General features: G+C 69.6%; 10 protein-coding genes and 4 pseudogenes. 1 reads left to right on the top strand and 13 read right to left on the bottom strand.

The annotated features are described in order from the left end of the window. Positions 1 to 22: 22 nt before the first annotated feature. From AB0937_RS31350 to AB0937_RS31340, 3 genes and pseudogenes are all read right to left on the bottom strand, one after another. Positions 23 to 658, bottom strand: coding sequence for an MBL fold metallo-hydrolase (locus AB0937_RS31350; RefSeq protein ID WP_366716420.1), 636 nt, complete (start codon positions 656 to 658; stop codon positions 23 to 25). Between the two features lie 32 nt (positions 659 to 690). Beyond that, on the bottom strand, positions 691 to 1,998 hold the full coding sequence (locus AB0937_RS31345) for an alpha/beta fold hydrolase (RefSeq protein WP_366716418.1): 1,308 nt from the start codon (positions 1,996 to 1,998) through the stop codon (positions 691 to 693). Positions 1,999 to 2,083: 85 nt separating this feature from the next. After that, positions 2,084 to 2,191 (bottom strand): annotated as a pseudogene (locus tag AB0937_RS31340) (IS110 family transposase); the annotation flags it as partial. Positions 2,192 to 2,971: 780 nt separating this feature from the next. On the opposite strand from AB0937_RS31340, the pseudogene AB0937_RS31335 reads away from it, so the two are divergent. Next, positions 2,972 to 3,134 (top strand): annotated as a pseudogene (locus AB0937_RS31335) (transposase); the annotation flags it as partial. A gap of 87 nt (positions 3,135 to 3,221) precedes the next feature. Here AB0937_RS31335 and AB0937_RS31330 read toward each other — a convergent pair. The 10 genes and pseudogenes from AB0937_RS31330 to AB0937_RS31285 form a co-directional block, all read right to left on the bottom strand. Further along, positions 3,222 to 3,508, bottom strand: a pseudogene (locus AB0937_RS31330) (VOC family protein); the annotation flags it as partial. A gap of 111 nt (positions 3,509 to 3,619) precedes the next feature. Continuing rightward, a complete protein-coding gene (def, locus tag AB0937_RS31325; RefSeq protein WP_366716416.1) occupies positions 3,620 to 4,279 on the bottom strand; it encodes a peptide deformylase in 660 nt (219 codons plus the stop codon). Positions 4,280 to 4,675: 396 nt separating this feature from the next. Then, positions 4,676 to 5,067: pseudogene (locus AB0937_RS31320) on the bottom strand (methylmalonyl Co-A mutase-associated GTPase MeaB); the annotation flags it as partial. 152 nt (positions 5,068 to 5,219) lie between these two features. Next, positions 5,220 to 5,627: a cobalamin B12-binding domain-containing protein gene (locus tag AB0937_RS31315; protein ID WP_366716414.1), complete on the bottom strand. Its 408-nt coding sequence runs from the start codon at positions 5,625 to 5,627 to the stop codon at positions 5,220 to 5,222. Positions 5,628 to 5,671: 44 nt separating this feature from the next. Then, entirely contained in the window at positions 5,672 to 6,994 is a 1,323-nt protein-coding gene (gene ccrA / locus AB0937_RS31310) for a crotonyl-CoA carboxylase/reductase (RefSeq protein ID WP_366716412.1), read from the bottom strand. 2 nt (positions 6,995 to 6,996) lie between these two features. Continuing rightward, a complete protein-coding gene (locus AB0937_RS31305) occupies positions 6,997 to 8,838 on the bottom strand; it encodes a condensation domain-containing protein (RefSeq protein ID WP_366716410.1) in 1,842 nt (613 codons plus the stop codon). Next, positions 8,835 to 10,415, bottom strand: a complete 1,581-nt coding sequence (locus tag AB0937_RS31300; protein WP_366716408.1) for an amino acid adenylation domain-containing protein — start codon at positions 10,413 to 10,415, stop codon at positions 8,835 to 8,837. The genes AB0937_RS31305 and AB0937_RS31300 overlap by 4 nt, the downstream gene beginning before the upstream one ends. Further along, the gene (locus AB0937_RS31295; protein ID WP_366716406.1) at positions 10,412 to 10,672 is read right to left on the bottom strand and encodes an acyl carrier protein; all 261 of its coding nucleotides are present in this window, start codon (positions 10,670 to 10,672) and stop codon (positions 10,412 to 10,414) included. The genes AB0937_RS31300 and AB0937_RS31295 overlap by 4 nt, the downstream gene beginning before the upstream one ends. Positions 10,673 to 10,756: 84 nt before the next feature. Continuing rightward, complete coding sequence (locus AB0937_RS31290; RefSeq protein WP_366716404.1) at positions 10,757 to 12,208, bottom strand: methylmalonyl-CoA mutase family protein; 1,452 nt, start codon at positions 12,206 to 12,208, stop codon at positions 10,757 to 10,759. After that, positions 12,201 to 15,138 (bottom strand): amino acid adenylation domain-containing protein (locus tag AB0937_RS31285; protein ID WP_366716402.1); only part of this gene is annotated, 2,938 nt, incomplete at its 5' end. The genes AB0937_RS31285 and AB0937_RS31290, both read right to left, overlap by 8 nt.

Here is a 15,138-nt window from a genome sequence, read left to right as displayed (position 1 = left end):
CCGACAACGCCGCCCGGCCCGGTCAGACCTCGGCGGACTCCCCGGGGGTGAGCCGCAGGTGCTCCGAGCCGCCGAGCTGCCCGATCTGGCGGTCGTAGATCGGGCGGGCCAGGTCGGTCAGGAGGGCGTCGTGGATGTCGTAGGCGCGCTGCGGGGAGAGCTCGCGCACGTAGTCGATGACCTCGGAGATCTTGCTCCAGGGGGCCATGACCGGGAGCATCAGCGTCTCCACCGGGTGGTCCGGGACGGTGAGGGCGTCGCCGGGGTGGAAGACCTTGCCGCCGTCGACGAGGTAGCCGACGTTGGTGATGCGCGGGATGTCCGGGTGGATCACCGCGTGGAGCTCGCCGTGGACCTGGACGTCGAAACCGGCCGCGGTGAAGGTGTCCCCGTGGCCGACGGTGTGCACGCGGCCCGGGAAGGCCGCCGAGATCTTCTCCGCGACCGCCTTCAGGGTCCAGATCTCGGCGGCCGGGTTGTGCGCCATCGCGGCGCGCAGCCGCGACTCGTCGAAGTGGTCGGGGTGCTCGTGGGTGACGAGGATCGCGTCCGCGCCGAGCGCGGCGTCCCCCTCGCTGAAGGCGCCGGGGTCGAGGACGAGGGTCCGGCCGTCCTTCTCCAGGCGGACGCAGGCGTGCGACATCTTCGTGAGCTTCATGAGTCCATCCTGCCTCCGCGCTTCCCGCCGGCTCACTCCTGGGGCGTGGTCTCCTCGCGAATGACCTGCTGGGCCACTTTGAACGCGCTGTTCGCGGCAGGGACACCGCAGTAGACGGCGGCCTGGAGCAGCACTTCCTTGATCTCGCCCGGGGTGAGGCCGTTGCGCAGGGCGGCTCTGGTGTGGGAGGCCAGCTCGTCGAGGTGGCCGCCTGCCACCAGGGCGGTGAGGCTGACGCAACTGCGGGTGCGCCGGTCCAGGCCGGGGCGGTCCCAGATCTCGCCCCAGGCGTACCGGGTGAGCAGCTCCTGGAAGTCTCCGGAGAACTCGTCGGCCTGGGCGAGCACCCGGTCGACATGCGCGTCGCCCAGGACCTCACGGCGGACCTTGATCCCGGCGTCGTACGGGTCGGGCCGCCCCTGGGCCTGCGGCGGTACGGCGACGGGCGCGATCTCGGCGACCGGCCCGGCCTGCGGGGGCTGCGGCGGGGCGGGAGACAGGACGGGCTTGAGGACGGCCTGGGGCAGGGCATTGTGGCCGGTGGAGGTCTCGTAGGCCGGCTGCCAGGCGGTGGAGAAGTGCCGCACCAGCAGGTCGGTGACCGCCGCGGGCTGCTCCACCGGCACCAGGTGGGAGGCGCCGGGGACGACGGCGAGACGGGCGTCCGGGATGCCGGCGACCAGGGTGCGGGCCTCGGCGGGGCCGGTGACCTGGTCGTCCGATCCGACCAGGACCAGGGTGGGCACGCCGACCCGCCCGAGTTCGGGGCGGACGTCGAACGAGGCGAGCGCCTCACAGGAGGCGATGTAGCAGCCGGGGTCGGTGGTGCGCACCATCTGCACGGCCCACTCGGTGATCGCGGGCTGCGCGGCGGCGAACCCGCCGGTGAACCAGCGCTCGGGCGCGGTACGGGCGATCGGGTCGAGGCCGTTGGTGCGGACGATCACGCCTCTCTGCCGGAACTCGTCGGCCGTGCCGAAACGGGGCGAGGCGGCGATCAGTGCGAGCGAGGCGAGCCGCTCGGGGTGGCGCAGGGCCAGTTCGATGCCGACGGCGCCGCCCAGCGCGCAGCCCGCGTAACCGAAGCGCTGCACGCCGAGCTCGTCGAGGGTGGCCAGCAGCCGCGTGGTGAGCTCACCCACCGAGCCCGCCGGGTACGCGGGGGCTCCGCCATGGCCGGGCAGGTCGAAGCGGAAGACGCGCCACTGCTTGGTCAGCTCGGGGATCTGGCGGTCCCACATGTGCCATGTGGTACCCAGGGAGGGACCCAGGATCAGGACGGGAGCCTCGTCTGGCCCGTCAAAGCGGTATTGCAGGGTGTTCGACGGTGTCTCACTCACGCCTCAGACCCTCTCACGTCTCACGGACGCCCCAACAACGCAGGGGTGCGGGAAACCGGCCTGACCAGGTTGAAGACCTCGCGAGCAGCAGCCGCCGGTAGCCGGCGGCCGTCGCTGGAAGGGACTCGGTGCCCAGGACCTTCCCCAGCAGGGAGACCACGGCGGCGACATGGACCTCGCCGTGCGTGTCCACGCCCAGGACGACCTCGCGCCGAACGGGAGGATCCGTGCTGGCGGTGGTGCTGTGCTGTCTGGCCGTCATGATGGTTCGCCTCCCACTGGTGACGTGCCGGCCAGGGTGAGTGGCACCGGCCTGCTCGGGCGGTCTGAACCGTGATGGCGCCTGAAACTCGGCGAGGCCCCCATGGGGACACGCCCTGTGGCTCGGTGGCAGGCGACATCCCGCAACGGCAGTCGACAGGTCTGTGACTGGACGCTGCGGTCATAGATCTCACGAGTCAGACCCCGTCCGGGATGGCACTGCACAACCGTCCCATCGATCCCGCCACAACAACCTGACTCGATCATTACCGGATGGCTTCGGCCGAATCGATGCTCAACCTGACTGGGCGGTCTGACAAGACGTTGACTTGCGTCCACCCATGACCGGTATTGACGGGGAGGCGTCAAGCAAGGAGGTGGTGGCCTCACCGGCTGCGGTAGCTGCGGCCCCTCCCCCGTGATCAGCACCCAGATGGCCAACTCACCGGAACGGGACCTGTGGATCTGCTTCGACTGCGGATCGCCCCACGAAGGCGTCTGTAGATCTGGCCGTGGCCGGGGCAGGAGGACAGGGCATCCTGACCAGCTCATGGGTGTCGAATCCATAGAGCAGCAGGAGGGGCCGGTGCCGCAGTCTTCCGTGTCGATGGCCGGGCAGTCCAACTCGGCTGCTCCATCGTGTGATTACCCCGCGCAGGTGTATGGCGACGCGGCTGACCGGCCCGAACGGCAGCGCCGGTACCCAACGGACATGACCGACGCGCGGAGTGGACTGAGGTCCGGCCGCTGCTGCCGACGCCGGGCTGGATGCGCGGGCGGGGCGGCCGGAGGGATACTGCCACCGCGCGGTGCTGGACGCGATCCGCTGTCTCGTGGACAACGGCGTCAAGTGGCGGGCGATGCCCGCCGAATTCCGCCGCGGGCCGGCTGATGAGGGCAGGGCCGGCGACCGACAAAGGTGCGGCGACAGCCGGGCCGACTTCTCCCAGAAGACACGGACATCAAGTCACGCCCCGCGCCTCATCCGAGTCCGGAGAAGCGGTGGTGACGAATTCGGTCAGCACACCGTGGCAGTCCTTCGGGTGCGAGAAGTTGACCCGCGACCCCATGGAACCTGGCCGTGGCTCATCGTGGAGCACCTGCACGCCCTTGTCCCGGACGGCCTCAGAAGCCGCGCCCACATCCGCCGTACCGAACGCTATGTGGTGCACCCCTTCCCCATTTTCGCCAGCCACTTACCGATGACGGAGTCCTGCCGGGTTGGCTCGAGCAATTGGAGGCAGGAGGCGTTGGTTACGCAACATATTCCCGATCATACGTTTCCCGTGGGCCAACGTCGTTGATTTTTTCGGGGCACCGCGAACTCAAGGGATTCCCTCGCGTTCGCGCCTCCGAGTGGTCACTTTCCCAACTTTTTGGCCCTAGCCGCCCGCCGAGCGAACATCTTGTCCTTAGACTCAGCCATCTCACGTAGCGCCGTTTTCCGTTCCTTCTGGGTAAGCCGGTCCAGATACAGGTGACCGTGCAGGTGATCCGTCTCATGCTGCAGGCACCTGGCGAAGTAGCCTCTGCCCTCGATGACCAGGGGCTTGCCGTCCTTGTCAAGCCCCCGCACGACGGCGCGGTCAGGGCGCGGCACCATACGGTAGGGGCCGGGAACGGAAAGGCAGCCCTCGGATTCTTCGATCAGCACGCGATCCTCGCTCGGGATCTCGTCCAGGACCGGGTTGGCGATGTGCCCGACGTGGCGCACCCCCCACTCGTCAGTGATATCCCACACAAACAACTGCAGGTCGAGGCCGATCTGGTTGGCGGCGAGCCCCGCGCCATCCGCCACCTCGTTCGTGGCGAACATGTCGTCGATTAGTCCCGAAAGCTCGGGGGTGCCGAATTCGGTGACCGGACGACACCTCTGGTGCAGAACTTCCTCTCCGACGAGGGTGATGCGGTGCACCGCACCCCGTGCGACCTCCGGTGGGAGCTCCGGGTACGAATCGACGGGTTCACCCTGCACTCGCACTCGGAGGTCCTGCGAGGTGTCACGGTACCCAACAGTCATGAGTATCAACGCCTTTCACATGTGCGCGAGCCGCCCGGGGCAGCACCCCGGCCAACTGTGGTCCCAGCCTTAGCGAACACTTGCCAAAATATCACTATTGGCGTGGGTCTGACGAATAATCAGACTAGTTCAATGTGGCGGAAGTTGTGCACCTGGGAAGGTACTTCTGTTCGCACAGTCGACACCACTCAACTCACGCCAAGTCTTGCCGCCGTGGATAGGACTTCCCGCTTCGAGAGCAGCTCTCGGGCAACCTCTTGGTGTATGCCCGAGGTCAGGGCGAGGAGATGGATTGCCATCGACGTCATCGCCGTTCCGTCACAAGGTGATCAACTGGGTGGTCGACACCCAGGGCCGCGACGACCTCTGCGGCCCTTTCGCGCCGGCCGGCGGTCGGACACCAGCCTTGGCCGTCTGAATGCTGTCACCCGTTCCGGGCGCAAGGACGACGATCGTCCGGTGCGCGACCGACGCGATCTCGACCTCCGACTGCCCGGCCCCACGGTCTCGGCCAGGACAACGTCGTATCCGACCGCAGAGTGGAGCGCGATCACGGGCCGGTCGGTGGCCGAGAGCCCGCCGAGGTGGCCCCGGCTGGACACTGACCGGACAAACACCCCAGGGTCGTCCGCGTCGTCCTGCGTCCGCATGCGGTCGCCGAGCAGCGCGCCGCCGGTCAGCGGTGATGACGGGTCGAAGCAGAGCACCGCCACGCGCTTCCCTAGCCGCCGGTACTCGGCGACGAGGCAGGAGAAGAACGTCGATTTGCCGACCCCTGGCGGACCGGTATGCGACGACCGTGCCGGTGTGATCCGGGGCCCCCGGAGTGCCGAGGTCGGCCTCGGTGAGGCCGTGATTCTCCGCGTGGGCCATCATCCGGGCCGACGCCTCCATGTCACCGCGCCGTGCGGATTCCAGCGCCTCGTGCGGGGGCTGCCGGTCACCCCACCACCTCGAGCGGACGCAGGTTGGCGTGTGCCCATTCGATGATCACAGGGAGGGAGTCCCGGGAGGAGAAGATGCGACGCACGCCCATCTCGACGAGCCGGCGTGCGTCCGCCGGCGGGATGATGCCGCCGCAGAAGACCGGTATGTCCGCCGCATCGTTCTCGGCGAGCAGCTTCAGCACGCGGGGCACCAACTCCATGTGGGCGCCTGACAGCAGGGACAGGCCGACGGCGTCGGCACCTTCTTCCAGTGCGGTGTGGACGATCTGCTCGGGCGTCTGCCGTAATCCGGTGTAGATGACCTCCATGCCGGCGTCGCGCAAGGCCCGCGCCACCACCTTGGCCCCCCGGTCGTGGCCGTCCAGCCCCGGCTTGGCGACCACCACGCGGACTCGATGCATCTGTTCCCCCGCCCTTCCCGTGTCCGAGCGCGCAACCGACGCGGTCATGCCGACATCAGCGGGGCGACCCGGTCCTCGCCGATCCGTGAGCGCAGCGCGGCATCGGTGACACCGAGGCCCGGCGAGGGGGCCAGACAGAGCACACCGACCTTGCCGAGGTGTTCGTTCAGCTGAATCGCGCGAGCGGCCTCGCCCGCTTCGTGGAACGGGTGGATCATGGACAGCATCGGCATCACCCGGCCGCGCTGGATGAGGCGGTTCGCCTGCCACTGCTCGTACAGATTCGCCCCATGGCTGCCGACGATCTTCTTCAGGCGCATCCAGAGGTAGCGGTTGTCGAAGGTGTGCTGGTAGCCCGTGCTCGACCCGCAGGTCACGATGGTGCCGCCGCGCCGGGCGACGAACACCGAGATGCCGAAGGTCTTGCGGCCCACGTGCTCGAAGACGATGTTCGGGTCCTCGCCGATCTCCCGCCTGATGATCTTGCCGAGGCGCTTCCCGGTTGCCACGGTGACGTCCGGGTCGGCGGAGATCTCCCCGATCTCGCGACGGTCGATGACGAGCTCGCAGCCGAGTTTGCGGGCGATCGCGGCCTTCTCGTCCGAACTGACGATGCCGATCGGGATGCCGCCTCCGTTGCGGACGAACTGCACGGCGTAGCCGCCCAGCCCGCCCGCCGCGCCCCACACGAGCACCACATCGCCCTGGCGCATGTTGGCGCCGCGCTCGCTGACGAGCATCCGGTAGGCCGTCCCCGCGCACAGGGGGTTGCTTGCCGCCTCCTCCCAGGTGAGGTGGGCCGCCTTGGGCAGCAGCTGGCTGGCCCGGACGACCGCGTAGTCGGCGAGGCCGCCGAAGTTCGTCTCGAAGCCCCAGGCCCGCTGCTCGTCGCCCAGCATGCCGTCGTGGTGGGTAAGCGGTTCCTGGTCGTCGACGTGCGCCGTCGCCACGGCGACGTGGTCACCGACCTTCCAGTTCCGCACGCCGTCGCCGACGCGCACGATCACTCCGGCGGCGTCCGAACCCAGCACGTGGTAGGGCTGGTCGTGCCGGGCTGCCCAGCCGCCCTGCTTCCCGTAGTAGCGCAGGAAGTTGAAGGTGGGCAGCGGCTCGAAGGTCGCGGACCAGATGGTGTTGTAGTTCATCGCCGCGGCCATGACGGCGATCAGCACCTCGTCGGGAGCGAGTTCGGGCATCGGGACCCGGCCAAGGTGTATCGACTTGCGAACGTCTTTGTCCTCCACGCCGGCGAATATGCCCACGTCCTCGGCGCTGAGATAGGCCGCGTTGTAGTCGGCCGGAACGGGGAGGCGCTCCAGTGTGTCGGGGGAGGCACCCGCGATCACTGCTTCGGAAAGCTCGTCCATGATCAACCTTCTTCGGTGGGGGTGGCTGATGTGGCGGGGGTGTCGGAGTGGCGGATTCTGATGCGTCCGGGCAGGTCGTTGCCGTGCAGCCAGGTGCGCAGGTAGGCGCGGAGTTCGCGCGCGCTCGGGGCGTCCGGGCCGGTGCCGGTCACGGTGAGGACCGCGGTCTCGGTCCGGGCCTTCTCCAGCCGTACGACCGCTTCCCGGACCCAGGGGTGGGTTCGGGCGACGCGGGCGACGGCGGAGGCGTCGATGAGGCCACGGGTGCGGATCCACCGGCCGTCCCGCGGACCGAGGAGCCGCACATGGCCGTCGGCGGCGACGTATCCGCAGTCGTCGGTCGGTATGTCGCGGCCGTCGGGCAGCCGGGCGTGGAGCGTTCCCGCGATCGAGCGCGGGAGCGGTTGCCCCGACCGGCCGTGCACCGTGAAGGCGACGCCTGCCGCGGGCACCACGCGCGGCGGATGGGGGGCGTCGTCGTCCCGTATGGTTCCCGCGCGGACGCCGGCGCACAGGTACGGCGTTCCGTCGGTGGCCGTCTCCGGGCGGTCCGCGCGTGCCGGGCCGACCGAGGAGGCCGTGCGCTGTGCGGCGAAATCCGAGACGGCGGTGCGGAAGTCGGCCAGGAGTTGTTCGGCCTCCGCCGCTCCCATGAGGTCCTGGCGGTAGTCGAGACGGACCCGGCACCGGGGCCAGTCCGCCCGGATCTGCAGCGTCCTGGCCAGGGTGGCGTTGGTGTTCGGCGTGAAGAAGTCCCACGCGGTGCGCAGGCCCGGGACGGTCGCCTCCAGTCCGGCCGGCGGCCGGGGAAAGGAGAGGCCGAGCTCGGTGCCGAGCCGGGCGAGCGGCTTGCCGGGCACGCCGGCGACCAGGTCGACGAACGGCACCCGGCGGTAGCGCGCCAGATGGTCGAGCGCCCGGCGTGCGGTGGCCACGGACTGTTCGACCGACGCATTCCGGACGATTTCGAGGGCCAGGGGGACCACATTGATCTGGAGGCCGGCCACATGGCGGGTGTGCTCGTCGCTCACGTCGCAGGCCAGGGCCAGCAGTGGGGTGCTGTTGCCGTAGACCGCCAGTTGGCGGGTCAGCGCCGCCAGGAGCATCGTGAAGGTGCTCACCTTCAGCGCCTGGGCCGTCGTACGCAGGGTGGCGACCGCGGACGGATCCAACTCCAAGGTCGGCGAGGAGGTGATCGTCCGCTGTCCCAGGCGTCCGCCCTCGGGCAAGGCGACCGGCGCTGCCCGGTCGACGGCCCCGCGCCAGAACGCGATGGCCTTCTCGGTCACGTCGTTGGGAACCACCGGTGTCACGGGCGCAGCCAGTGGCGCAGGGTCCACCGGAAGGCCCGCTCTGGCGTCCGCCAGGTAGCGCGAGAAGTCGCGGGCCACGATGAACTTGCTGCGCCCGTCGAATCCGGCGTGATGGGCCTCGAACACAACGGAGCAGCGGCCGGGGGCATGGGTGAGGAGTTGGAAGCGGATGGGTGCCTCGGTGGCCAGGTCCCAGCGGCGGTGCTGCTCGGGCTGCTCGCGCCAGGCACGGACCGCGGCCCTCTCTGCGCCGTCCGCACAGGGGAGGTCACTGCGCGCGAAAGAGCAGGTGTCCTCCGCCGACAGGACGCACTGGTGCAAACGCCCGTCGACAAGGCGCAGCACCGACCGCAGCGGCTCGTGCCGCCGCAGCACCGCCTGCGCGGCGGCACGTAGATGGCGTTCGTCGACGGCGCCGTGGAAGGTCACGGCGAAGTATCCGCCGCCGCTGATGGACGGATCGATGGTGGCTTCCGCCCACAGGGCGTACTGGCCCGCATCCGCGAGCCGTTCGTGCAGAACAGTCGTCATGCGCGGCCGACCCGGTCGCGCCGGCGCCTGCCGAGATCGTCGGTGATCAGCGTCACCACGGCCTCCCGGTCGATCTTCCCGCTGGGCGTTCTCGGCAGCTCGGGCAGTTCCGTCACGGAGACGGGGACCGCGACCTCCGGCAGTACCGTGCGCAGCCGCGCCAGCGCGGTCGCCTCGACCGGCCCGGCGCGGCCCGCGCGGAGGACGACCGCGGCGCGCAGGCTGGCGTGGCCGGACCGGGTCGTCACCAGGGCCGTCGCGGCGGTGGCGATGTCGGGGTCGGCCAGCAGTTGCGCGTCGACCTCCAGAAGGTCCACGCGGATGCCGCGGATCTTGGTCTGGCTGTCCTTGCGCGACAGGAAGCGCAGGCCCTCGTCGGTGAGCTCCACCAGATCACCGGTGCGGAAGGCCCGGGTGTGGCCGGCCGGCGAGGGCGGGATGGTGATGTACCGCTCGGCCGTAAGCTCCGGCCGCCCCAGGTATCCGTCCGACAACGGATGCCCGGCCACCAGGAGTTCGCCGATGTGGGGCGTCTCCGGGTCCTCCGGGTCGACGAGGAGCTCGCACCCGGGCAGGGGGACACCGATCGGCGGCAGGTGGGGCCAGGCATACGAGTCGGGTCCCAGGATGTGGGAGGTGACCATGGCGGACTCGCTCTGCCCGTAGTGATTCACCAGTCGGCAGCCAGGCATGGCAGCGAACATCGACCGGATGTCCTCCGAGCAGACGACCTGCTCACCGGCGGTGTTCACTTCGACCAGGTGCAGCGTTTCCAGGGTGTCGGGCCGCGCCGTCACCGCCAGCATCTGCAGGGCGACAAACGGGATGAACAGTCGCTCGACCCGCTGGTCGGCCAGCCAGCGCAGTAGCCGGGCCGGCTCGCGCCGCAGCTTCTCGGGCATGATCACCACCGTGCCGCCGCCGCAGAGCGTGCCGAGGATCTCCTGGAACGCGACGTCGAAGTTCAGCGGCGCGAACTGGGCGGTGCGCAGGTCGGGGCGCGGCGAGTGGGACGCCTGCCAGTCGGCCATGGTGTCGATGCAGCGGTGGCTCAAGGCGACGCCCTTGGGCCAGCCGGTCGATCCGGAGGTGTAGATGATGTAGACCGGCAGGCCGGGGTCGCAGGCGACCGGGCGCAGGTCCAGCGGTTCGGGCACCTTGGGCGCCGGGGGGATGCGCACCGTCGGGCCGCTGGCGTGCACGGGCGTGTGGTCGGCTGCGATGACGGCACGCGGCGCACAGTCGTCGATCATGAACTGGAGCCGGTCAGCGGGGTATTCGGGGTCCAGCGGCACATAGGCGGCGCCGCGCAGCATCACCCCCAGCAGCGCGGCGACGGCACTCGCGCCGCGGGGCAGGGTCACGGCGACCCGGTCGCCGGTGCGCACACCGGCCGCTTCCAGGTCGTCCGCCACCGCCTGGGCCCAGGCCGCCAACTCGGCGTAGCTGTAGGAGCGTCCGCCGTCGGCCACCGCCTCACGGTGCGGGTCCTCGGCGACGCGGCGGACGAACGTCGTGAGAAAGCAGTCCGGCGTCACGGGGCCGCCCCACAGCGACCGCATGCTGTGCGCGGTCATGCGCCGGCTCCCGGCTGTGCCATCGCGGCCAGCGCCTCGTCGACGGCGTCCACGAATTCCTCGATGGTGGGGTTGTTGAATATCAGGTGCAGTTCCGCTTCGAGACCGTATTCGCGCTCGATGAGAGCGACGATCTTCGCGGCAGTCAGTGAATCGGCGCCCAGGTCGAAGAAGTTGTCCTCGGGTGTGAGGCCGTCCTCGCCGATGGCCCGCTCCCAGATCGCGATGATGGTGTCGGTCAGCTGCTGCTTGTTCATATCTCTTCACTATCGACTCGGATGGCGAGCGCCGACACGTCCGTGTGTGCGGGCTCGAAGGGAAAAACGGGTGTCAACGGACCGTCATGCACACGGTGTCCGCGCGCCGAGTCCTTCCGCGAGGGCACGCTGCATCTGGCCGATGCTGGCCCGCGCCCGCGCTGCCGCGATCACCGAGTCCATGACGTTGCGGCCCGCCGCGACGTCGTGGGTCAGAGCGCGCAGTTCCGCCTCGCAGGTCCCCCGCCGGAAGGGCCGGCGGCGCCCTGGAACGACGCCGGAGCGCAGTTGCCGTTCGGTGAGCCAGTCCTCCTCCTCGGACTCCTCAGCGTCGACGACGCCGACCGTGGGGCCGCCGCCGTTGTAGGCCATGTCGTCGATCTGCTCCTCCAACCAGCCGCTGCGCAGGCAGTTCAGCAGTCCGCCGCGGGCCGCGATGTCGTCGAGCAAGCCTGCGGCCTCCGCCTCGATCTCGTCGGAGATGTGGGCGATCGCGTCGGAGCCGCCGAGCGGGTCGATGTGCCGGGCGAGATCGGTTTCCTTCAGGAGGATCTGCTGGACGCGCAGCGCGACGCGTGCCGACAGCTGCCCGGGGGTCTGCGCGGCCTCGTCGAAACCGCACACGTGCAGCGACTGCACTCCGCCGAGGACGGCCGCCATGGCCTGGACGGTGGTGCGCGCGATGTTGTTGAGTGGTTCGCTGGCGGCCAGAGCGGAACCGAAGGTGTTGACCTGGATGCGCATGCGGGTCGACTTCTCCTCGGTGGCACCGAAGAGGTCCACCATGCGCGTGGCGTACATCCTGCGCAGCACACGAAACTTCGCTGCCTCGGCGAGGACTTCCATGTGGGTGCCGAATATGAAGCTCAGCCGCGGCGCGACCTCGTCGACGGTGAATCCGCGCTCCAGCATGCCCTGGAGGTACGTCTCCGCGTCGGCGATGCCAAGTGCCACTTCCATGGCCCGGCTCGCGCCGGCTTCGCGGGCGTGACCGCCCGAGATCGACACGGGGTTGACCTTGGGCAGGTGGCGTACGCAGTACTCGATGACGTCCAGGGAGAAGCGGAAGCTGTCGTCCAGGTCGAACACGAATGCCTTGCGGGCGGCGTGCTCCTTGAGCATCTCGTTCTGCAGCGTGCCGCGCAGCAGTGTCGGGTCGACGCCCGATTCCTCGGCGACGACGATCCACAGGGCGAGAATCATCGGCGCAGTCGCGTTGATGGTGAACGAGACCGACACCTGGTCCAGCGGAATCCCGTCGAACACGGCCGCCAGGTCGTCGACGGTCGCCACCGAGACTCCGGCGCGGCCGACCTCGCCCACGGCAGCCGGATCGTCCGGGTCCAGGCCCAACTGCGTGGGCAGGTCGAAGGCCAGGGACAGCCCGGTCTCGCCGCGGTCCAGGAGGTAGCGGAAGCGCTTGTTGGTGTCCAGTCCGTCGCCGAGGCCCGCGAGCTGCCTGATCGTCCACGGCCGCGACGTATACCCCTTCGGATGAATTCCGGCCTCGTAGGGAAATTCGCCCGGCCTAGTCATCGGCGTCACCTTCCAGTTCTGCGTGCAGTCGGTCGCCATAGGCGTCCACCACATCGGTGCTCAGGATGTCGTTGTGTCCGCATTCCACGGCGTATTCGGTGACCGGACCGGCGACATAACGCGTCCAGTCGCGCGAATGGCTCGTACGGGATTTCTCGTAGGCGGCCCGGAACACCACGGCGCTGCCGCCGAACACGTCCGGCGTATGGCGGTGCCAGAGTTCCGAGTTGTACCGGAGGTTGCGCACGACGTGGCCGATCAACCAGGCCGGTGGAATCATGGCGCCGAGGGCCGACTGGCTTTCGATCCACTCCACCATCTGCTCCTGGGAGGCCAGTTCGGGAGGGTCGGGCAGGTCGACGTTCTTGGAGACGAAGTACCGCAGGACGTCGATCTCGTCGAACTCCTCCTCCGGTGTGCGGGTCGTGCCGGACTCCACCACCGCCGCGTCCAGCAGCACCAGTCGCCGCACCTCCGCACCCCGGCGCTCCAGCACGGTCGCCATCTGGTGCGCGACGACCCCGCCGAAGGACCAGCCGAGCAGGTCGTAGGGGCCCTCGGGCTTGATCGACTGCACGAGGTCGGCGTACTGCTCGGCCATCTCGCGCACGCTGCGGGGGCGTTCACCGTCGTCGACGGTCTGCTGGATGCCGATGACCGGGCGCTTCAAGAGGCTCCCCAGGGCCCGGTAGGCCCAGCTGACGCCGCCACCGGGGTGGACGCAGAAGAGCGGGTCTCCAGTGCCCTGGCACACCCTCACGATCTGGGGCATCTCGTCTGCGGCGGACCAGCTGTGGAGCTGCAGACCGAGACGGCGCACGGTCGGCGCCTCCATCAGGGCACGCACGCCGACCTCGGAGTCGAAGGACTCGCGCACGGCCGCGACGACCCGCATCGCGGAGAGCGAGTTGCCGCCGAGGTCGAAGAAGGAATCGTCCACGCCGACCCTCGGCAGGCCGAGGACCCGCGCGAAGATCCCCGCCAGGACCTCCTCCGTGGGCGAGGCCGGCGCCCGGTAGACGCCGCCGGAGAACTCGGGCTCCGGAAGCGCCCGTTTGTCCAGCTTGCCGTTGACGGTCAGCGGCAGCGCGTCGATGACCACGACCGCGGCCGGGACCATGTACTCGGGCAGCCGCACCGCGACCTCCCCGCGCACCGCTCCGCCGTCGAGCCCCGCGGCCGCGTCGGCGGGTACGGCATAGCCCACCAGCTGCTTGCCGGCATCGGTGTCCCGCACCACCACCGCGGCACGCTCCACCCCGGGCACGGCGGCCAGCGCCGCCTCCACTTCGCCCGGTTCCACGCGGAAGCCACGGATCTTCACCTGGTCGTCCGAGCGCCCGACGTACTCCAGCTCACCATCCTGGTTCCAGCGCACCAGATCACCGGTGCGGTACATCCGCGAACCCGCCGGACCGAACGGACACGCCACGAACCGCGACGCCGTCAGCGCGGGCCGGTTGACATAGCCCCGGCCGACGCTGCGCCCGGCCACGTACAGCTCGCCGACGACGCCCACCGGCACCCGGCGCAGACCCGCGTCCAGCACGAACAGCGCGTCACCCGGCACCGGCGTACCGATGGGGGCGCCATGACCTGGACGCAGGGGTCCGCTCATCGACGCGTAGAACGTCTCCGTCTCCCCATATCCGTTGATCACGGACCGGCCGGGGGCCCACCGTTCGACGAGTGCGGCGGAGCACGCCTCGCCGCCCACAAAGATGGTGCGGATCCGGTCCAGCCCCTCGGGCGCGAGCATTTCCAGTGCCGACGGGGTCTGGTTGAGCGTGGTGACCTGTTCATCGACGAGCAACCGGTGGAAGTCGTCGGCTGAGTGGACGGCGTGCTCGGGTACGACGACCAGGCGTCCGCCGTGCAGCAGGGCGCCCCACATCTCCCAGACCGACACGTCGAACACATAGGAGTGGAACAGCGACCACACTTGGTCCGGGGATGGCACGTAGGACCGCTCCGCGGGCGCGTACATCTGGGTAACGTTCGCGTGCGTGATGCCAACCCCCTTGGGAACGCCGGTCGTTCCGGAGGTGTACGTGACATAGGCGAGGAGGCGGGAGTCCGGCAGCGGCAGCGCCGTGGTGGGCTGCGCGGCCGTCCCCGGGTCCTCGACGTCCACGATCGGCAGCCCGGACGCCTCGACGCGACGGGCCAGGCCGGCCGTGGTCAGGACGAGGACGGGCCGGGCGTCACCGAGGACGAACGTCACGCGCTCGTCGGGGTGCTTGACGTCGATCGGCAGATATGCGGCGCCCAGCTTGAGAAGCGCCAGGATCGCGATCACGGTGTGCTCCGAGCGCGGCAGGAGCAGCGCGACGAGGTCACCGGCGCCCACGCCCTGGTCGGCCAGCAGGTGCGCCAGCCTCGTCGAGACCTCGTCCAGCTCGTTGTACGTCCACGACCGGCCCTCGAAGGTCAGCGCGGCATCGTCGGGCCGCCGACGCACCTGCTGCGCGAACAGCTGCGGAATCGAGGGGTCGTCGGCCGCCTCGGACAGCACCGACCGATGACCCAGCACGTCCAGCCGCACCTGCTCCCGCTCGTCGAGCAGGTCGGCCCACAGCACCGGGCGGGCCGTGTCGGCGAGCAGCGTGATGAGCAGCCGCTGCCAGCGGTCCATGAGGCGTTCGACGGTCCCGGCGTCGTAGACGTCGGTGCGGTACTCGACCACACCGCCGATGCCCGCAGGGCGTCCGGCGTCGTCGACCCGCTCACGGAGGCTGAAGGTCAGGTCCATGCGGGCGGTCAGCGTGTCCGCGCGCAACGGGGAGATGTCCAGACCGGGCAGGCGCAGGTCGGGCAGGGTGATGTTCTGCCAGGCGAACAGCACTTGGACCAGCGGGTGATGGGCCTGGGTACGGACAGGGTTGAGCCGGTCCACGATCGCGTCGAAGGGCACGTCCTGGTGCGCGAAC

Source organism: Streptomyces sp. NPDC047880 (assembly GCF_040706515.1).
Lineage (GTDB): Bacteria > Actinomycetota > Actinomycetes > Streptomycetales > Streptomycetaceae > Streptomyces.
This window is presented reverse-complemented; position numbering and strand designations above follow the sequence as displayed.